Raw genomic sequence first — 17091 nt, forward strand, 5'->3', positions numbered from 1 at the left:
GGGTCAGCGGGCGACGGTGCCGCCGTCGATCAGGAATGTCTGGCCGGTGATGAAACTGCCGGCGTCCGAACACAGCAGCAGTGCCGCGCCGACCATTTCGTCGGGTTCGGCGAGGCGGCCCAGCAGCGACGCCCCGGCCATCGCCGCGATGAATTCCGGTGGGTTCTTGCGCACCATATCGGTGTCCACCGCGCCCGGTGCCATGGCGTTCACCCGGATACCGTCGGCGGCGAATTCGGCGGCCATGGAACGGGTGAACGACAGCAGCGCGGATTTGCCCGCCGCGTACATCGACAGCGCCGGCGCGAACTGCATTGCCGCGACCGAGCCGAAGTTGAGCACGGCCGCGTGCTTGCTGGCCCGCAGATACGGCAGCGCCGCCTGGACCAGGAACAACGGCCCCTGCACGTTCACCGCGAACGATTTCTCGACCGCCTCCGGCTGCATACTGCGCAAGGGCTGCGCGAGCGCGTTGGCGGCATTGTTGACGACGATATCGATACCGCCGAACTTCGCCACCGTGGTCTCCACCAGGCTGTGCAGGGCACCCACCTCGCCGAGATGGGCCGGGACGCCGATGGCCTCCGCGCCGAGTTCCCGTAACCGGGCCGCGGCCTGCTCGCAGGCCTCCGGCTTCCGGCTCGCCACCACGAGATTCGCGCCCGCGCAGGCGAATCCCTCGGCCAGTGCGAGCCCGATCCCGCGGGTACCGCCGGTGACGATCGCCGTCCGGCCGCTGAGGTCGAACAGTTTCCGGTAGGAGTCCTTGTCCACAGGACCACCCTCTCGATCGGTGGGCGGAGCCGCCCGGGGTCTGACTACAGCCGCAGTCAGTTGTATCAGTACTCGGGCCGCTCGACCCTCGATTCGGCAGGGTCGTCCGGCGGTGGTGGACCCGCTGTATCGCCGGGCAGGTGCCGCGGCCGGTGGGCCCGCCGTCGCCGGCGGATCCGGCTACCGGTTCTCGACCGTTCTGGCGAGGATCCCGAGCGTGGCGCGCAGCCCCGATTCCGGGATGATCGGGAAGATGTTCGCTTCCCGGTAGGGCGCGGCGATCCGGCTCCAGTCGTAGTACGAGGTCACCCGGGTGCCGGTCTCGGTGGGCGCCAGGCGGTAGCCGTAGAGGTGTTCGATCGGCGGCTGGATCGCCCCGGAGATCGTCCATTCGATATGGGCGTCCGGTTCGTAGGCGGTGATGATCACCGTGACGTCGTATTTGCCCATCGGGAAGTCATTGAGCGATTCGCGGTCCATATGCACCAGGAAGGTGTCGCCGACCGCGGTGACGGGTTCACCTTCCGCGGATTGCAGCATGCCCGAGCTGTCGATCGCCACATGCCCGGCGGGCGAGCACAGCACTGCGAAAATATCGGCCGGTGACGCGGCGATTTCGCGGTGGACCTCGAACCGTTCTTCACTCATGGCGATCACCATCGCACAATCGCCGGATATATGCGCTCGCAGCCGTGGCAGGGGATCGCTGCCGCGTCCACGCCGAAAACTGGAACGTGTTCTTGCGAACTTCGGCGTCGTGCTCGATGCTGGAGCGATGGATATCGGGATCGCGCTGCCCACCATGTGCCGAGGTTACGACCGGGCGGCCACCGTCGAATGGTCCCGTCTCGCGGATGAGGGACCGGTCTCCAGTCTCTCGTGTGGTGAACGGATGACCTACCACAACCAGGAGATGTGGACGACGCTGGCGGCCGCCGCCGCGGTGACCGAGCGGGTGCGGATCATCGCGAATGTGGCGGTGGTCCCGGCCCATCCGGTGGCGCTGGTGGCCAAACAGGCCGCGACGATCGACGTGCTGTCCGAGGGGCGCTTCACCCTCGGGGTCGGTGTCGGTGGGCGCGGTGGCGACTACCGCAGTCTCGCGGCCGATTCGGGCCGCCGCCACGAACGGCTGGATCGGGCGGTCGCCGAGCTGCGGTCGCTGTGGGCGGGTAACCCGCCGTTCGACGGTGCCGATCCCGTGGGCCCGCCGTGTGTGCAGCCCGGCGGCCCGCCCGTGCTCGCCGGGGCGCTGGGGCCGAAATCGCTGGCCCGGGCCGCGCGCTGGGCCGACGGTGTGGTGGCGTTCAGCGTGGGCGGGGTGCCGGACGAGATCGCGTGGTCGGCCGGCGCCGCCCGCCGCGCCTGGTCCGATGCGGGCCGCGACGCACCCCGGTTGGTGAGCGGCTGTTTCTACGTCCTCGGTGTGCCGGAACCCCAAACCGTCCTGTGCGATTTCACCGCGGAATACCTGGATTTTCTCGGTTCGAGCAACGCCGCGGCCGCCGCAGCGGCCATGAAGACCTGTGACGCCGACGCGCTGCACCGGACCCTGGACGCGGCGGAAGCGGCGGGTCTCGACGAATTCATCCTGGTACCCGGCTCGGCCGACCGCGCCGTCCTGGACGCGACCCTGGAACTCATCGCCGCGCGCTGACTCCGGGCGGCCGGCGGCCGATGGGGTCAGCGACCGGCGCGGGCCAGGAGGTAGGAGCGTAGGACGAGGCGTAGTTCTTCGGTCAGGGCGGGGCGATCGGATTCCGGGGCTTCGACGATCATCGGCATCATGCCGCGCAGCGTCTGGATGGCGACCGCGGTGGTGCGGGAGCGGTCTTCGGGGGTGAGGCCGGGGAAGATCGTGCCGATGAGGGTTTCCACCTGCTGGTGGATGGCCTGGTGGGCGGGGGCGACGGCGGCGCGCAGGGCGGCGGGCATATCGGTGCGCGCGAACAGTGCCTTGAACCCCGGGTTCGCCAGATTGAATTCGACCAGGGGGCCGAGGACCTGGTCCAGGAGTACGTCCAGATCTGCTGCGCCGGCGCCGGTTTCGAAGGTGCCGCGGAATGCCACGAGCCGGTCCCGGTAGAGCTCGGCGAGGGCGGCGGCCAGTTCGTCCTTGTTGCGGAAGTACTGGTAGAGCGAGCCCGGTGAGATACCCGCGGCGGCGGCGATCGCGTTGGTGGTCGCGTTCTCGTAGCCGCGTTCGGCGAAGACCTCCGCTGCCGCGAGCAGGATCTGCTCGATACGACGACGGCCGCGTTCCTGGCGGCGCACTTCGGTCACACACCCTCCTCTTGATAATGCGAGTAATCGCTCGTATTATCGGCTCAACTTACGAGTACTTACTCGTATAGTCGGAGATTACCAGAGGGACGGCCCATGCTCGGACGGTTGGTCACCCACCATCCCCGCTCACTGATCGCCGCCGCGGTGGCGGCATTCTTCCTGTTGGCAGCGGTCGCAAGCGGTGCGATGAACGCGCTGTCGCTGAACAGATTCGAGGACCCTCGTGCCGAATCGGCCGCTGCCGCCACGGCACTCGCCGACTCGTTCGGCACCGGAACGGCCAATGTCGCGATCCTGGTCACCGCCGCGAGCGGTGATGTGCGTGATCCCGGTGTGGTCGCCGCCGGTTCACGCCTCACCGACGATCTGGCCCGGTACCCGGGCGTGGGTGACGTGTGGTCGTTCTGGCAGTACGGCGCGCCGGACACCTTGGCCAGTACGGACTTCCGGCATGCGCTGGTTCTGGCATGGGTACCCGGCGATGCCGACCACGTGCGTTCGGAGATCCTGCCCGGTATCGAGGCGGAGATCATCGGCACCCTCACCGACCCTGCGGTGACACTCACGCTGGGTGGTGCGGACGAGGTCTTCCGGGATGTCGCCGCCCAGGCGTCGGCGGATTTCCTGCGCGCCGAACTGATCGTGCTGCCCTTGGTGCTCGCGCTGCTGGCATTCGTGCTGCGGCGGATCGCGGCGGCACTGATCATCGTCGGCATCGGGTTGTTCTGCGTGATCGGCACACTGGCCGCGCTGCGGGTGATCACCGGTTTCGCCGAGGTGTCGACGTTCGCGGCGAATATCGCGCTCGTCATGGGCATCGGCCTCGGCGTCGACTACGGCCTGTTCGTGATCTACCGGTTCCGGGAGGAACTGACAGCCGGGCACGACGTGCCCGTGGCGGTGCGCCGCGCGGTGACGCGTGCGGGGCGCACCGTGGTGTTCAGTGCCGCGACCGTGGGCATCAGCCTCGCCGTGCTGTTCGCCTTCCCGTTCCCGTTCCTCTCGTCGTTCGCCTACGCGGGGATCGCGGTCGCGGTGACAGCGGTGCTCGGGGCGGTGGTGATCCTGCCCGCCGCGCTGATGCTGCTGGGGCGTCGCGCGCTGCCGAAGCGCCCCGTACCCGTTCCCGAACAGGGCTTCTGGTTCCGCACGGCCGAGTACGTGATGCGCCGGCCGGTGGCGACCGGCGGTTCGGCGCTGCTGGTTCTGCTCCTGCTCGGCGCGCCCGCGCTCGGTGTGGACTTCGGTCCGCCGGACGACCGGGTGGTCGATTCCGGGCAGTCCGTGCGCGTCATGTACGACACGATCCGCGCCGAGTTCGCCACCGAGGAAGCCGATGCGCTGCATGTGGTGGCCCGGCAGTCCGGAAACGGCGAGATCGATGCCTACGCCGAGCGGTTGTCTACGATTCCCGGTGTGCTGCGGGTGGATTCGGCCGGCGGTACGTTCGGCCCGGGTGCCTCCGCTGCGGAAAGCCCGGACCCTTCCCGGTTCTCGAACGGTGACGCAACGTGGTTGCGCGTGGTGCCGACCGGGGAGCGGCTCGCCCACGACCCCGATGGCCTGGTGCGCGACGTGCGTGCCACCGCGGCGCCTTTCGATGTTCTGGTGGGCGGCTATCCGGCCGAACTCGTCGACTACCGCGACGCTGTCGTGGCGCGGCTCCCGCTGGTCGCCGCGCTCATCATGCTCGTCACCTTCGCCGTACTGTTCCTGATGACCGGCAGCGTGCTCGCGCCGCTGAAGGCCTCGGTGCTGAACCTGCTGTCGATGACGATCATGTTCGGCGTGCTGGTGTGGGGATTCCAGAACGGCGCACTGGCGGGCCTGCTCGGCTTCACCCCGACCGGTGTCATCGAACCGAGTATCCCCATCTTGATGTTCTGTATCGCCTACGGCCTGTCCATGGACTACGAAGTCTTCCTGCTGGCCCGGATCAAAGAGGATTACGACCGCACCGGCGACCCGATCGGTTCCGTCCCTCGCGGTATCGCCCGTTCCGCACCACTGATCACCGCCGCCGCACTGATCCTGGCTGTTTCGTTCGCCGTGTACGCCACGGGTGGTGTCGCTTTTCTCCAGCAGCTCGGTATCGGGATGGCGCTCACTGTCGCCGTCGATGCCACTCTGGTGCGCGGCGTCCTCGCCCCGGCCCTCATGCGTCTCGCGGGTCACGCGAACTGGTGGGCGCCCGGGCCGCTCCGCCGTTTCCACGACCGTTTCGGCCTGCGCGAATGAGTGGCCCGCCGCGGTGGCAGCCGGTCGAGGAACCCGGGCCGGCGCCGGCCGGTGCGAACCTGTCCTGAACTGCGCCGATATCCAACTCGACTGGTCCGCGAACGGTTGACGTATTTGCCGCGGCCGCGAACCGGTGATGTTCTGCGGCGGTGAACTTTTCCTTTCCTCTCCGGCCGGCCCCGCGCAACCGTCGACGGGTGCAGGCCGCGGTGCTGGCAGCGTCCGCGCTGCTGTTCACCGCGTCCTGCGCCACTCGGCCCGATTCTCCCGCGGCGACCGAATCCGTCAGCGCCCCCGCATCCGCTGCGACCCAGGCTTTCGTGGACCTGGAAGCGTCGCACGGTGCCCGGCTGGGTGTTTTCGCCCTCGACACCGGTACCGGACGCAGCGTCGGCCATCGCGCGGACGAGCGGTTTCCGATGGCGTCGACGTTCAAGGGCCTGGCCTGCGGTGCGCTGCTGCACCGGCACCCACTGTCGTCGGGGTTCTTCGAGCAGGTGATCCACTATCCGCGACACGAACTCGTCGAATACTCGCCGGTGACCGAACAGCACGTCGACACCGGGATGACGGTGACCGACCTCTGCCACGCCGCGATCACCGTCTCCGACAACACCGCCGGAAACCAGATCCTGAAACTCCTCGGCGGCCCCGCGGGTTTCACCGCGTTCCTGCGCACGCTCGGCGACAACACCTCACGGCTGGACCGCTGGGAAACCGAGCTGAACACCGCGATACCGGGCGATGAGCGCGATACCGCGACCCCCGCCGCGCTGGCCGCCGACTACCGCGCCCTCGTCTTGGGCGATACGCTCGCGGCCCCCGAACGGGAGCAGTTGCGGTCCTGGCTGATCGCCACCGCCTCCGGCGCGGACCGTATCCGGGCCGGTCTGCCCGCCGAATGGACCGTGGGCCACAAGACCGGTACCCCCGCCTACGGCTCCGCGCTCGACGTCGCCGTCGCCTGGCCGCCCGGCCGGGAGCCGCTGGTCATCGCCGTGCTCAGCACCAAACCGCAGCAGGACGCGCAACCCGACAGTGCCCTGCTCGCCGCCGCCACCCGGGCCGCGGTCGCCGAACTCGGGGCCGGTGCGACCGAATAAGGCGCGCCCGCGTCACGGCGAGCGGTGGCGGGAAACGGTGCGGCGCACTCCGTACAGGAGTGCGCCCGCGGCGACGACCACCGCGCCGGCGAGTACCGAGGCCGGCGGCAAGGTGACCGCCAAGACGAGGCAACCGGCGAATCCGAGTACCGGGATCGCGCGCGGTGGCCGGCTCTCCGCGCGGGTCAGGGTGGCGGCCGCGGCGTTGGCGACGGCGTAGTAGAGCAGCACACCGAACGAGGAGAACCCGATGGCGGCGCGGATATCGGCGGTCGCGGCCACCACGGCGACGACCACTCCGACCGCGACTTCGGCCCGGTGCGGGACCGCGAAACGCGGATGTACGGCGGCCAGCGCATGGGGCAGGTGGCGGTCGCGGGCCATCGCCAGCGTTGTGCGCGAGACCCCGAGGATCAGGGCGAGCAGCGCACCCAGCGCGGCCACCGCGGCCCCGGCACGCACCACCGGCTCCAGCCATCCCGCCCCCGCGGCCTGTACCAGATCCGACAGGGGCGCGGTCGCCGACGCGAGCCGGGACGGACCCAGCACCATGAGGGCGGCCACGGCGACGAGCGTATATGTGCCCAGCGTGACGGCCAGCGCGATCGGTACGGCGCGCGGGATGGTGCGGGCGGGGTCGCGGACTTCCTCACCGAGCGTGGCGATCCGCGCGTACCCGGCGAAGGCGAAGAACAACAACCCCGCCGCCTCCAGCACCCCGGTGACGCTGATATCGGCACCGAGCCCGAGCTGTCCGGCGTCGGCGGTGCCGGACCCGAACGACGCCACCACGATCGCCGCCAGCACAGCCAGGACGATGCCGACGATGATGCGAGTGAGTCCGGCCGATTTCTGGATGCCGGTGTAGTTCACCGCGGTCAGGACGAGCACCGCGCCGACCGCCACCGCGTGCGCGTACTCCGGCCAGATGTAGAGGCCGGCGGTGAGCGCCATCGCCGCGCACGACGCGGTCTTGCCGACCACGAACGCCCATCCGGCGAGATAAGCCCAGAACTCGCCGAGCCGTTCCCGCCCGTACACGTAGGTGCCGCCCGAAGCGGGGTAGCGGGCGGCGAGCCGGGCGGACGAGGTCGCATTGCAATAGGCGACGACCGCCGCGACCGCCAGTCCGAGCAACAGGCCCGACCCGGCCGCATCGGCAGCGGGGGCGAGAGCGGTGAAGATTCCGGCGCCGAGCATCGCACCGAGCCCGACGACGACGGCGTCGGTGAGACCGAGCCCCCGGTGTAATCCGCCGTCCTGCGCGCCGCCGGCTCGGTTGTCCGCGGTCACTGTGGTCTCCTGCCGTGCTGCTGATCCCGACGGCGCCTACTGTCTCACGCTGGGCGCGGCGGCGCTCAGTTCCGGGACGCGGGTTCGGCCAGTTGCGCCAGGTGGCGCAGTGAGTCGATGAGATGATCGGGACGGAACGGCGGGAATTGGAGGTATTCGCGGATGTACTGCGGTACCGCCGACCAGTCGTAGGTGAGCGTGACCTCGGTTTCGGACGGACTCCACGACGTCAGGTCGTAACGCCAGGTCCAGCCGCCGAACTCCAGCCGTCCGCCGTCCTTCTCCTCGCCCGTCCGCCAGCCGATGATGCGCGGCGCCTCGAGCACGTAGACCTGGTTGGCCACCCGATAACCGCCGTTCGGATGGTTCGGGTGGTACATATCCATCCGGAACACCTGCCCGACCTCGGTGAGCGGCGCCGGGTCGACGGCCTCCTGCACCCAGCCGGTGCCGTCGATGGCGGAATGGGTGGTCGGGTCCGCCAGCACCGCGAAGACCCGGTCGATGGGTACGGCGACGGTCAGCGTCGCGCTCACGTTCTCCTCGGCCACGGTGTGTAGCTCCTTGCGTTTCCGGTTTCGGCGTCCCGCCCGCGGGAAGCGTCACTTCTCCCGTTCAGACGATCCGACCCGGCAGAATTCATCGGTGGGTCGGGCCCGCCGGGTGCGCGCGGTGGGTAGAATCCGTTACTCGCAGGTCCGGCGCGGCGGGTGCCGCGTCACTCATGCTTCATTTCCGACCGGTCCATCGAGAATCGGCGAGGGCATCGACCATGACAATTCCGAACTCGGCTTACTCCTACCCTCGGCTGCCGAAAGCGATGCACGCGTGAACACCGCGGCCCGCGCGGCGGATCTCGGGTACGCGGCGGCCTGGCGGCTGGTGCGCCTGCTGCCGCAGCGGTGGGCTCTGCGTGCATTCGAGCTCGTGGCGGATCGCGCGGCCCGCCGTGGTGGACCGGAACAGTTGCGCCGCAACCTTTCTCGTGTTCTCGGCATCGATCCCGATGCGGTCCCCGACGAGCTGATCCGCGACAGTTTGCGCTCCTACGCGCGGTACTGGTGCGAAGCGTTCCGGTTGCCGTCGATGGACCCGGTGCGGCTGGCCGAGATCATCGAATCCTCCGCCACCGGGCTCCACCACGTCCGGCACGCGGCCGCGGCCGGTAAGGGCGCGGTGCTGGCGCTTCCGCACAGCGGCAACTGGGATCTGGCCGGAGTGTGGCTGGTGGAGCGGGTGGGCTCGCCGACGGTCGTGGCCGAGCGGCTCGAGCCGGAATCGCTGTTCCGGCGGTTCGTCCGGTTCCGGGAACGGCTGGGGTTCGAGATCATTCCGCTCACGGGTGGCGCGACTCCACCGTTCGGCCAGTTGATCGCCCGAATCCGCGAGGGCCGCCTGGTATGCCTGCTGGGCGAACGCGACCTGTCCGGGGCCGGTGTTCCGGTCGAGTTCTTCGGCGAACCGGCCACCATGCCCGCCGGCCCGGCCAAACTGGCGATCGACACCGGTGCGCCCCTGCTGCCGGTGCACTGCTGGTTCACCCCGGGCGGCTGGGGATTCGAGGTCGGGGCGCCGATCGACACCACCGGCGGCCTCGCACCCACGACCCAACGTCTTGCCGACCGGTTCGCCGCCGGTATCGCCGCGCACCCGGCCGACTGGCATATGTGGCAGCCGGTGTGGACGGCCGATTTCTCCGCCGAGCGGCTCGCCCGGTGGGAAGCCCGCCGCAACGGAACGGGCTGACCGTCGATCAGCGGGCGCGGCTGCGGGCGAGATTCCAGCTGTTCCAGGTGTCGTCGTCGAGTTGGTGCTCGAGCCGGTTGTACAGGTCGATGCGGAGGGGCACGGGCAGCCGGTCGATGGCGGGGACGATATCGGCCGACAGGCCGGCCAGATAGTCGACGTCGAGGTTTTCGCCGCGCTGCCAGCGGTCGATGTTCTCGCCGGCGACCAGACCCTCGGGGTTGATCGCGGCGAGCACCAGCAGCGCGGCCACGGCGGTCGCGACGGCGGTGCGGGGCAGCCAGGTCGTTTCCAGCCGCAGGACGGCGACGATCACCAGGACGTACACGACACCGAGCCACAGTTCGCAGGTGCCGACCAGCAGCCGCAGCACGGTGAAACCGTAGGCCTGCTGGTAGGTCCACATACGTCCCAGTGCGGAGGCGATCATCACCAGGGTGAGCGCGCTGATCGCGCACAACAGGCCCCGCAACCACAGCCTGTCCGTGGCCGTCTCGCGGGTGGCCCGGTGCAGCACCGGCAGGATGACGGCGAGGGTCAGCACGGTGACGGCGGACAGCTGCCAGAAACCGCCCCGCGCGTATTCGGCGTAGGTCAGGCCGGCGGTGCGCTGCACATAGTCGTCGCCACCGAACAGCGCCACCAGTTGCGCCCCCAGGAACAGCGCGAACACCACGGTCAGTGCGCCTACCGGCAGACCCCATTCGAGCCGCGCCAGAGTTCGGTTCGGGATCGTCGTCTTCTCGCCGGCGGCGGCCGGCGGTCCGGCGAGCAGGTACAGGGCCCCCAATGTCCCGGCACCCGCTGCCCCGAACACGACGATCCAGGCGACCAGGGTGTCACCGCGCATACTCGGCACCAGCCCCTCGACGAGCGCCGCGAACGTGGCGTCGGCGCCGGCCAGCAGCGGCACGAACACCGCCAGCAGCGCCACCGTGACCGCGACCGAGACACCGAGCCGGCGATTGCGTGCCCCCGCGCCGTCCGGGCGTCTACCCAGCGCGGCGTACACCCAGGCGACAGCGCCGGGCGCGGCCAGCGGAACGGCCAGCGCCTCCCGGAATATCCCGCGCTCCGACCGCCGACCGATCACCGCCAGCGATCCGGTCGCGGCGGCCGCCGCCACGCACAGCACGAACAACCACTCCGCGGCGCGGAAAGTACCGACCGCCAGCAGCGCCAGTGCCGCGATCGACCACAGCAGGCGTTCCGGATTCCGGGCCCGCCCCTGTTCCGGACTCGAGGTGCGCCGTGCGCGCCGATGGACCACGCCGACCGCGGCCACAGTCGCGGAACCCGCCAGCAGCCAGCCGATTCCCGGCCGGTCCAGCGGAACCGTGGCCGCCGCGACCAGCCCGGCGATACCGGCCGCGGGCAGAACACCCGCCGGGTAGGCGACCAGCTGCCGGCGCGGCGGGACGACCGCGGTCCGCGGGGCTTCCGGCGCGATCTGCGTAGTGGGCGGCTGCCATTCTGCCCGGCTGCCGGGGCCCCAGAGCGCCGCGTCGCCGGACGACTGCGCGGCGGTTTCCTTACCGGCGGAGGGCGCCGGGTCCGCTGTTCCCGTCGGCGCGGCCGAGACGGCCGAGTCGGCCGCTACCGAAATCCCGGCGGGTTTCTTCGAGTCGGTCGGTATGGCGGGCTCGGAGAATCCAGCCGGCTTCGCGGGGTTCGGGCGTTCCGGGTTGTCGTCGTTCGGTTTCGGTCGTCTGGGCACGGGAGTCCTCCTGGAGGTGTGCGTTATCGACCCGGGGCCGCTCGGCTGCCGGGCTGTTCGGATGGGAATGTCAGGGGGTGGGCGGCGCGGTGGCCGGCAGGGTCACGCGGATCCGGGAGCCGGGATCGGCCACCGCGATGGAACCGCCGTGCAGCTCGATCACCCAGCGCGCGATGGCGAGCCCGAGTCCGGTGCCGCCGCCGTCGGTGCGGCCGCCGCGGGTGAAGCGGTCGAAGATGCGGTCGCGTTGTGCGGGCGGTATGCCGGGACCGTCGTCCTCCACGTCGATCACCAGGTCGCCGTCCACGGTGTGCGCGTGCAGCCGGACCTCGCCCCCGGCCGGACCGTGCCGGGCGGCGTTGTCCAGCAGGTTCAGCAGCACCTGGTGCAGCCGGGCGCGGTCGGCGTACACGGTGGCGGCGCCGGCCGCGCTGCGGAACCGGATTCCCCGGCCCAGCGCGGCCGTCATGACCTCGACCTCGGCCACCACTTCCGCGAAAAGCGGGGCGATGGCGAACTCGTCGCGTTCCAGCCGGATCGCGCCCGCCTCGAGACTGGAGATATCGAGGAGTTCGGACACCAGCCGGCCCAGCCGTTCGGTTTGCGCGAGCGCGGTTTCCAAGGTCTTCGGGTCGGGTTCCGACACCCCGTCCACCAAGTTCTCCAGGACGGCGTTGAGCGCGGTGATCGGGGTGCGCAGTTCGTGTGAGACGTTGGCGATCAGATCGCGGCGCTGCTGGTCGGCGGCGGCGAGGTCGGCCGCCATCCGGTTGAACGCCTCGGCGAGTTGCCCCACTTCGTCCCGTGACGATGCGCGCACCCGGCTCGTGTAGTCACCGCGCGCCATCCGCTGGGCCGCGGCGGTCATCTCGCGCAGCGGCATGGTGATGCCGTGCGCCAGGAACTGCGAGGACACCAGGGCGATCACCATCGCGGTGAGTGTGGTCATCGGCGGCAGCCAGCCGATCTGCAACCGGAAGTAGCCGAAGGCGAGCCCACCGGCGGAGGTCATCAGGACGGCCAGTTTGAGTTTGATCGAACGGATCCGGTCCAGCGGTCGCGGCAGGAGCGCGGCGACCCGGTCCGCGGCCCGCCGCAGGGTGCTCAGCGCGCCCGCCTGCTCGGCGCCCCGCAGCGTGGTCGACGGCTCGCTCATGTGGTCTCCAAGGCGTAGCCCACACCGTGTACCGTCCGGATCAGATCCGCCCCGAGTTTGCGGCGCAGCGCCTTGATATGACTGTCGACCGCCCGGGTGCCGGCGGCATCGGCCCAATCCCACACCTCTTCGAGCAGGCGTTCCCGGGCGAGTACGGCCCGGGGCCGCTGGGCCAGCGCGGCGAGCAGGTCGAATTCCAGCGGGGTGAGCTGGGCTTCGACCCCGCCGCGCCAGACCCGGCGCTGATCGGCATCGATGCGCAGATCGCCGGCCACGGTGATCGCGTCGCCGCGTGCTCCGGCCCGTTCGACCCGCCGCAGCAGGGCGTGCACGCGGGCGGTGAGCACCCGCAGGGAGAACGGTTTGGTCAGGTAGTCGTCGGCGCCGACACCGAGTCCGATGAGCTGATCGGTCTCGTCGGTGCGTGCGGTGAGCATCAGCACGGGTACGGAGCGTTCGGCCTGGATCCGGCGGCACACCTCCAGCCCGTCGTAGCCGGGCAGCATCACGTCGAGGACGACGAGATCCGGCCGGAATGTGCCTGCCGCCGCCACTGCCGCCGGGCCGTCGTGCGCGATATCGACCGTGAACCCTTCGGCCCGTAGCCGTGCCGCCACCGAATCCGCGATCGTGGGCTCGTCGTCCACGACCAGTATCCGCCGCGCGGTGGCTCCCCCGGCCGGTGCCTTCTGTTCCATGCCGGGGAGCCTAGACACCCGGTGTGGAGAGACCAGGTGACAATTGTGGAGATTCCGTGTGACCGCCACCGCGGCGCCGGAACCCACGTTTCCGTCGGTGCTGCGACATATGATGAGAATGGTTGTTTCGCAAGGCATCCGGGGGTTCTCATGCACGAAATGCCACCCGATCCATTCGATCCCCGCTCCGCCGATCGGCTGCCCCACACGCAGCGGCCCCGGTGGCGGGAAGTACTCGGCTCGCCGCGTTTCCGCAGTATCGCGGTGCTGATCGGTATGCCGGTCGTCTTCGTGGTAGTCGCGGCGATCCTGGTGCCGGCCGTCGGTTCCCGCAGCGCCGATTCGCCGGCGGAAGTAGGCGCGTCGGTCACGCCCCCGCTGCGGGAACGCGCGCGGGTCGATCTGTCCAGGCCCTTCGCCGACACGCCCGCCGCGAAGTGGGGAGAGGGGATCATGGTGCCGCCGGCCGTACCGGTCGGGCGGTATTCGGCCGGGGAGGTCGCGACGGCCATGACGGCGGTGCGGCAGCTGATCATCACGGCCCGGCTGGACCGGCACGTGCTGGAGACGCACGACGTGGAGCCGGTACTGGCCCAGCTCGCCCCGCATCAGGCCGCCGAGGTACGCAAGTGGGTGCGGCCGGGAAACGAAGCCGAGACGACGTGGATCAACGTCAAGATCGCGCCCGGCTTCCGGTTGCTGCCGGTGCCGCCGCGAGTGGCCGGGTCGATGACCCCGATCGTCAATCCCGAGGGCGAACTGGTGATCAGGACCAACTACCTCGTCGCCTACGCCTTCCACACCGACCGTCCGGAGGAGCTGGACGGTCCGCTGGACATCATCACGGTCGACCGGTGGGAAGCCGATTACATCTGGGTGTCCGATGCGCGATACGACGCGGGCTCGCAGGGGATCTACTACGGCGAGATGCGCGGTCACACCTACTCCGTGAACTGCGCGCTGCACGACAAGGGATTGCTCGCACCCAACTACAGCAACCCGCCCGTCGCATTCGGTGAACCGGCTGCCCGCGACCCCGAGTACTACTTCGACCCGGCGGCACCGGTGATCGCCGAGCGGGGTTGCTGACCAGGCAAAACGGCCTGCGCCGCCCGTGGGTACGGGCGGCGCAGGCCGTATTCGGTGCCGGTTTCCGGCGGGTGCCGATCGCTCAGAGCGCGAGTACCGCGGGAACCGTCAATACCGCGACGTAGTAGCCCATGAACAACACTCCGGCATGGATCTTGAAGAACCGGCACAGCAAGCCGCCCACCAAGCCGACCGTGAGCGTCACGGCGAGCCCCAAGATCCCGCCTTCCCACACGCTGATCACCACGACGAGCCCGGCGAACGCGGCGATGATGGCTTCGTGGCTCACGTAGCGCACGACGACACTGGCGGCCCGGTGCGCGAAATTCATCGCGAAGGGATAGGCGATGAGTGCCGCCACCACGACGGCGGCGAGCCCGTAGAGCAGGAACTCGGTATTGGTGAGGGCGGTGGACAGATTGTCGATATTGCCGTTTCCGTCGTCGGTGGTGAAAACCGGGGGCGCGTTGAACAACGGCGCGGCGGGTCCCGCGGCGACCGGGCTCAACGGCAGCCCGAACGCGATGAGCGGAATGAGCGCTTCGGCGATATAGGTGGATTCGGTCGTGCCGTTGCGGGCGGCGATCACCGAGGTGAGCCGGCGGTAGCCGTGTTTGACCCGGGACCCGACCAGTTCCCCCATCAGCACCGTCATCGCGACCGGACTGAAGACGAAGGTGGCGCTGGAGACCGTGGCGGTGGCCGCGACGTAGCCGGTCTGCCCGCGGTCGAGGATCCGGAACGGATTGGGGAAATAGCCTTTCCAGGTCTTGACATCGGGTGCGAGCCAGACAGTCGCCGGTTCCGTGCGGGCCATCTCGGCGCGTCCCTGCGGGCCCAGTGACAAGAAGAGGTCGGCGATCAGCGGCCCGACGGCGATACCGAGGAAATAGCTGATGTTGAGTGCGACATCGTAGGACTCCGTGAGCTGTTTGAGACCCAGGATGAGCACCACGAACGGAACGAGTGCCAGCACACCCGCCCATTTACCGGGCGACGCGTAGGCGATACCGATGGCGGCCAGCAGGAACAGCCACGGCGCCGCGGACTGCACGGTATCGGCGACCGGGGCCAGCAGCGTCGCGAACAGTACGGCGGCCGGGACGGCGATCACGGCGGCGATGAGCGCCGCGGAGATCGCCTTGCGCAGCGCGATATGCGGTACACCCAGCGCACGCAGCATCCGGGCTTCGCGCATGAGCGGGACCGCCATCGTGTCCCCGGGTATGCCGAGCAGCGTGGTCGGCGCCGCATGCGTCATATGTTTGGCGACGGCGCCGGCGAGGAAGAAGGTGAACACGGCGGCGGGCGGCGCGCCCAGCAGGATCACCAACAGGGTCAGCGGTGCGATGGTCGCGGTTTCGTCGGTACCCGACACCATGCCGATCAGCGAGAACACGATCGCGCCGATCACGGCGAGGAGGACGGCGAGCGCGATTTCGCTGGTGAGAATCGAACTCATGACACGGCCCCGGTGTTCTCACGTTCGGCGGCGGCGAAGCGCGGGCGCAACCCGAGATCGTCGAGTTCGCGGCGCGTGTGCTCGGGCAGGTCGTCCAGTGATCCCAGGCCCTGCCGTTCTTCGCGCAAGGTGGCGATGACCTCGCCGACGGCCGCATCCTCGGAGGCGTCGGTGACCACGATCCGCTTCGGCCGGAACAGGCGCCCGCAGATCACCCCGGCCACCACACATCCGGCGATACCCACGAGCAGGGCGTAGGCCTCGGCGAGCGATTCGTTCGCCACGAACGAGGAGAACGCCCAGTCGGACAGCAGTAGTGCGGCCAGGCTCACCCCGATGCCGATGACCACGGATACGGCCAGGTGCCGGCCGACGACGGTGTCACCCCAGACCTCCAGGTATTGCGGATGCTCGCCATCCGGGGCGGTCGGCGTGGCGGCGGGCGGGCCGGCCGGCGTCGCCACCGTTGCGGGTGGCGATGTTTCGGCCGGTGCCGTTGCCGCTGCCGGTGGCGGGGTTTCGGTGGACATGGGGTACTCCGTGGGCGTTCGAGGGGTCGGGCAGGTCAGGAGGTCGAGGCGGCGAGTGCGCGGACGACTCGCGAGGGGCCGGGCCGGCCGAGGACGGTGGACATCCACCGGGAGGTCGCGGCGAGCGCGTCCAGATCGATACCGGTGGCGATACCGAGTCCGTGCAGCATCCACACCAGGTCCTCCGTCGCGAGGTTTCCGGTGGCTCCGGCGGCGTACGGGCAGCGGCCCAGGCCGCCGGCCGCACTGTCGAACTCGGTGATCCCGGCGGTCAGGGCGGCGTAGACGTTCGCCAGTGCCTGACCGTAGGTGTCGTGGAAATGGACGGCCAGGGTCTCGGGCCGGATACCCCGCGCGAACAGGGCGTCCAGGAGGTCGTGCACGTGTCCCGGGGTGGCGACCCCGATCGTGTCGCCCAGCGAAATCGAGTTCACGCCCATCTCGATGAGGCGTTCGGCGAGATCGGCGACCGTCGCGGTGCCGACAGCACCCTCCCAGGGATCTCCGAAGCACATCGAGATGTAGGCGCGGGTGGCCAGGCCGTGGGCTGCGGCGCCGTCCACCACGGGCCGGGCGGATTCGAGCGCGCCGTCGACCGTGGTGCCCAGATTCTTACCGGCGAATGTTTCGGTCGCGCTGACGAATACCGCGAGTTCGGTGGCGCCGGCGGCCAGTGCCCGGTCGAGTCCGCGGCGGTTCGGGGCGAGGACTACTCGGCGGATATCGCCGGGCAGGTCGAGTTCGGCGAGCAGTTCCCCGGCATCGGCGAGTTGCGGAACCCATTTCGGGGAGACGAAGCTCGTGAGCTCGACGGCCGTCACCCCCGCGGCGACGAGCCGCCGGCAGAAGTCGGCTTTGACCGCCGTCGGCACCACGGCGGCCTCCGCCTGGAGGCCGTCCCGCGGGCCGACTTCGTAGACCTGGACCGCGGCCGGCAGTCCCGGCCTCGGGTGGGCGTATGGCGCGGGCCGCCGGACAGTATCGGTGTGCGGACTCATC

At 69.8% G+C, this 17091-nt stretch carries 16 protein-coding genes; 5 read left to right on the plus strand and 11 right to left on the minus strand.

Annotated elements, in window-relative coordinates:
• Positions 1-3: 3 nt before the first annotated feature.
• The gene (locus ACQEVO_RS02970) at positions 4-774 is read right to left on the minus strand and encodes an SDR family NAD(P)-dependent oxidoreductase (RefSeq protein WP_432908635.1); all 771 of its coding nucleotides are present in this window, start codon (positions 772-774) and stop codon (positions 4-6) included.
• 180 nt (positions 775-954) lie between these two features.
• Positions 955-1422, minus strand: a complete 468-nt coding sequence (locus ACQEVO_RS02975) for an SRPBCC family protein (RefSeq protein ID WP_432908637.1) — start codon at positions 1420-1422, stop codon at positions 955-957.
• Positions 1423-1549: 127 nt separating this feature from the next.
• Here ACQEVO_RS02975 and ACQEVO_RS02980 point away from each other — a divergent pair, with 127 nt between their 5' ends.
• On the plus strand, positions 1550-2431 hold the full coding sequence (locus ACQEVO_RS02980) for an LLM class flavin-dependent oxidoreductase (protein ID WP_432908639.1): 882 nt from the start codon (positions 1550-1552) through the stop codon (positions 2429-2431).
• Positions 2432-2457: 26 nt separating this feature from the next.
• On the opposite strand, the gene ACQEVO_RS02985 is transcribed toward ACQEVO_RS02980, so the two are convergent.
• Complete coding sequence (locus ACQEVO_RS02985) at positions 2458-3057, minus strand: TetR/AcrR family transcriptional regulator (RefSeq protein ID WP_432908641.1); 600 nt, start codon at positions 3055-3057, stop codon at positions 2458-2460.
• Positions 3058-3153: 96 nt separating this feature from the next.
• Here ACQEVO_RS02985 and ACQEVO_RS02990 point away from each other — a divergent pair, with 96 nt between their 5' ends.
• Positions 3154-5298: an MMPL family transporter gene (locus ACQEVO_RS02990; protein ID WP_432908642.1), complete on the plus strand. Its 2145-nt coding sequence runs from the start codon at positions 3154-3156 to the stop codon at positions 5296-5298.
• 197 nt (positions 5299-5495) lie between these two features.
• Positions 5496-6401, plus strand: coding sequence for a class A beta-lactamase (gene bla, locus ACQEVO_RS02995; RefSeq protein ID WP_432908644.1), 906 nt, complete (start codon positions 5496-5498; stop codon positions 6399-6401).
• A 12-nt stretch (positions 6402-6413) separates the two neighbouring features.
• On the opposite strand, the gene ACQEVO_RS03000 is transcribed toward bla, so the two are convergent.
• Positions 6414-7694 (minus strand): APC family permease, encoded by a 1281-nt coding sequence (locus ACQEVO_RS03000; RefSeq protein ID WP_432908646.1) that lies wholly within the window; start codon positions 7692-7694, stop codon positions 6414-6416.
• 65 nt (positions 7695-7759) lie between these two features.
• Positions 7760-8245, minus strand: a complete 486-nt coding sequence (locus ACQEVO_RS03005) for a polyketide cyclase (RefSeq protein WP_432908647.1) — start codon at positions 8243-8245, stop codon at positions 7760-7762.
• Between the two features lie 277 nt (positions 8246-8522).
• Between ACQEVO_RS03005 and ACQEVO_RS03010 the strand changes: the two genes are divergently transcribed.
• Positions 8523-9440: a phosphatidylinositol mannoside acyltransferase gene (locus tag ACQEVO_RS03010; RefSeq protein WP_432908649.1), complete on the plus strand. Its 918-nt coding sequence runs from the start codon at positions 8523-8525 to the stop codon at positions 9438-9440.
• A gap of 7 nt (positions 9441-9447) precedes the next feature.
• Here ACQEVO_RS03010 and ACQEVO_RS03015 read toward each other — a convergent pair whose 3' ends face one another.
• The 3 genes from ACQEVO_RS03015 to ACQEVO_RS03025 form a co-directional block, all read right to left on the minus strand.
• A complete protein-coding gene (locus ACQEVO_RS03015) occupies positions 9448-11157 on the minus strand; it encodes a DUF4153 domain-containing protein (protein ID WP_432908650.1) in 1710 nt (569 codons plus the stop codon).
• Between the two features lie 70 nt (positions 11158-11227).
• A complete protein-coding gene (locus ACQEVO_RS03020) occupies positions 11228-12169 on the minus strand; it encodes a HAMP domain-containing sensor histidine kinase (protein WP_432922300.1) in 942 nt (313 codons plus the stop codon).
• Positions 12170-12309: 140 nt separating this feature from the next.
• Positions 12310-13011 (minus strand): response regulator, encoded by a 702-nt coding sequence (locus ACQEVO_RS03025; RefSeq protein ID WP_432908651.1) that lies wholly within the window; start codon positions 13009-13011, stop codon positions 12310-12312.
• 159 nt (positions 13012-13170) lie between these two features.
• Between ACQEVO_RS03025 and ACQEVO_RS03030 the strand changes: the two genes are divergently transcribed.
• Complete coding sequence (locus ACQEVO_RS03030) at positions 13171-14100, plus strand: hypothetical protein (RefSeq protein WP_432908653.1); 930 nt, start codon at positions 13171-13173, stop codon at positions 14098-14100.
• 82 nt (positions 14101-14182) lie between these two features.
• On the opposite strand, the gene ACQEVO_RS03035 is transcribed toward ACQEVO_RS03030, so the two are convergent.
• The 3 genes from ACQEVO_RS03035 to ACQEVO_RS03045 are packed head-to-tail and all read right to left on the minus strand — an operon-like array spanning position 14183 to position 17090.
• Positions 14183-15562, minus strand: a complete 1380-nt coding sequence (locus ACQEVO_RS03035; protein ID WP_432908655.1) for a tripartite tricarboxylate transporter permease — start codon at positions 15560-15562, stop codon at positions 14183-14185.
• Positions 15559-16092 carry a hypothetical protein gene (locus ACQEVO_RS03040; protein WP_432908657.1) on the minus strand — a complete coding sequence of 178 codons (534 nt, stop codon included), beginning with the start codon at positions 16090-16092 and terminating at the stop codon, positions 15559-15561. The genes ACQEVO_RS03035 and ACQEVO_RS03040 overlap by 4 nt, the downstream gene beginning before the upstream one ends.
• Before the next feature lie 35 nt (positions 16093-16127).
• Complete coding sequence (locus tag ACQEVO_RS03045; RefSeq protein WP_432908659.1) at positions 16128-17090, minus strand: hydroxymethylglutaryl-CoA lyase; 963 nt, start codon at positions 17088-17090, stop codon at positions 16128-16130.
• Position 17091 lies beyond the last annotated feature (1 nt).

The organism is Nocardia sp. CA-290969, assembly GCF_050936135.1.
In the GTDB taxonomy this organism is placed as follows: Bacteria; Actinomycetota; Actinomycetes; order Mycobacteriales; family Mycobacteriaceae; genus Nocardia.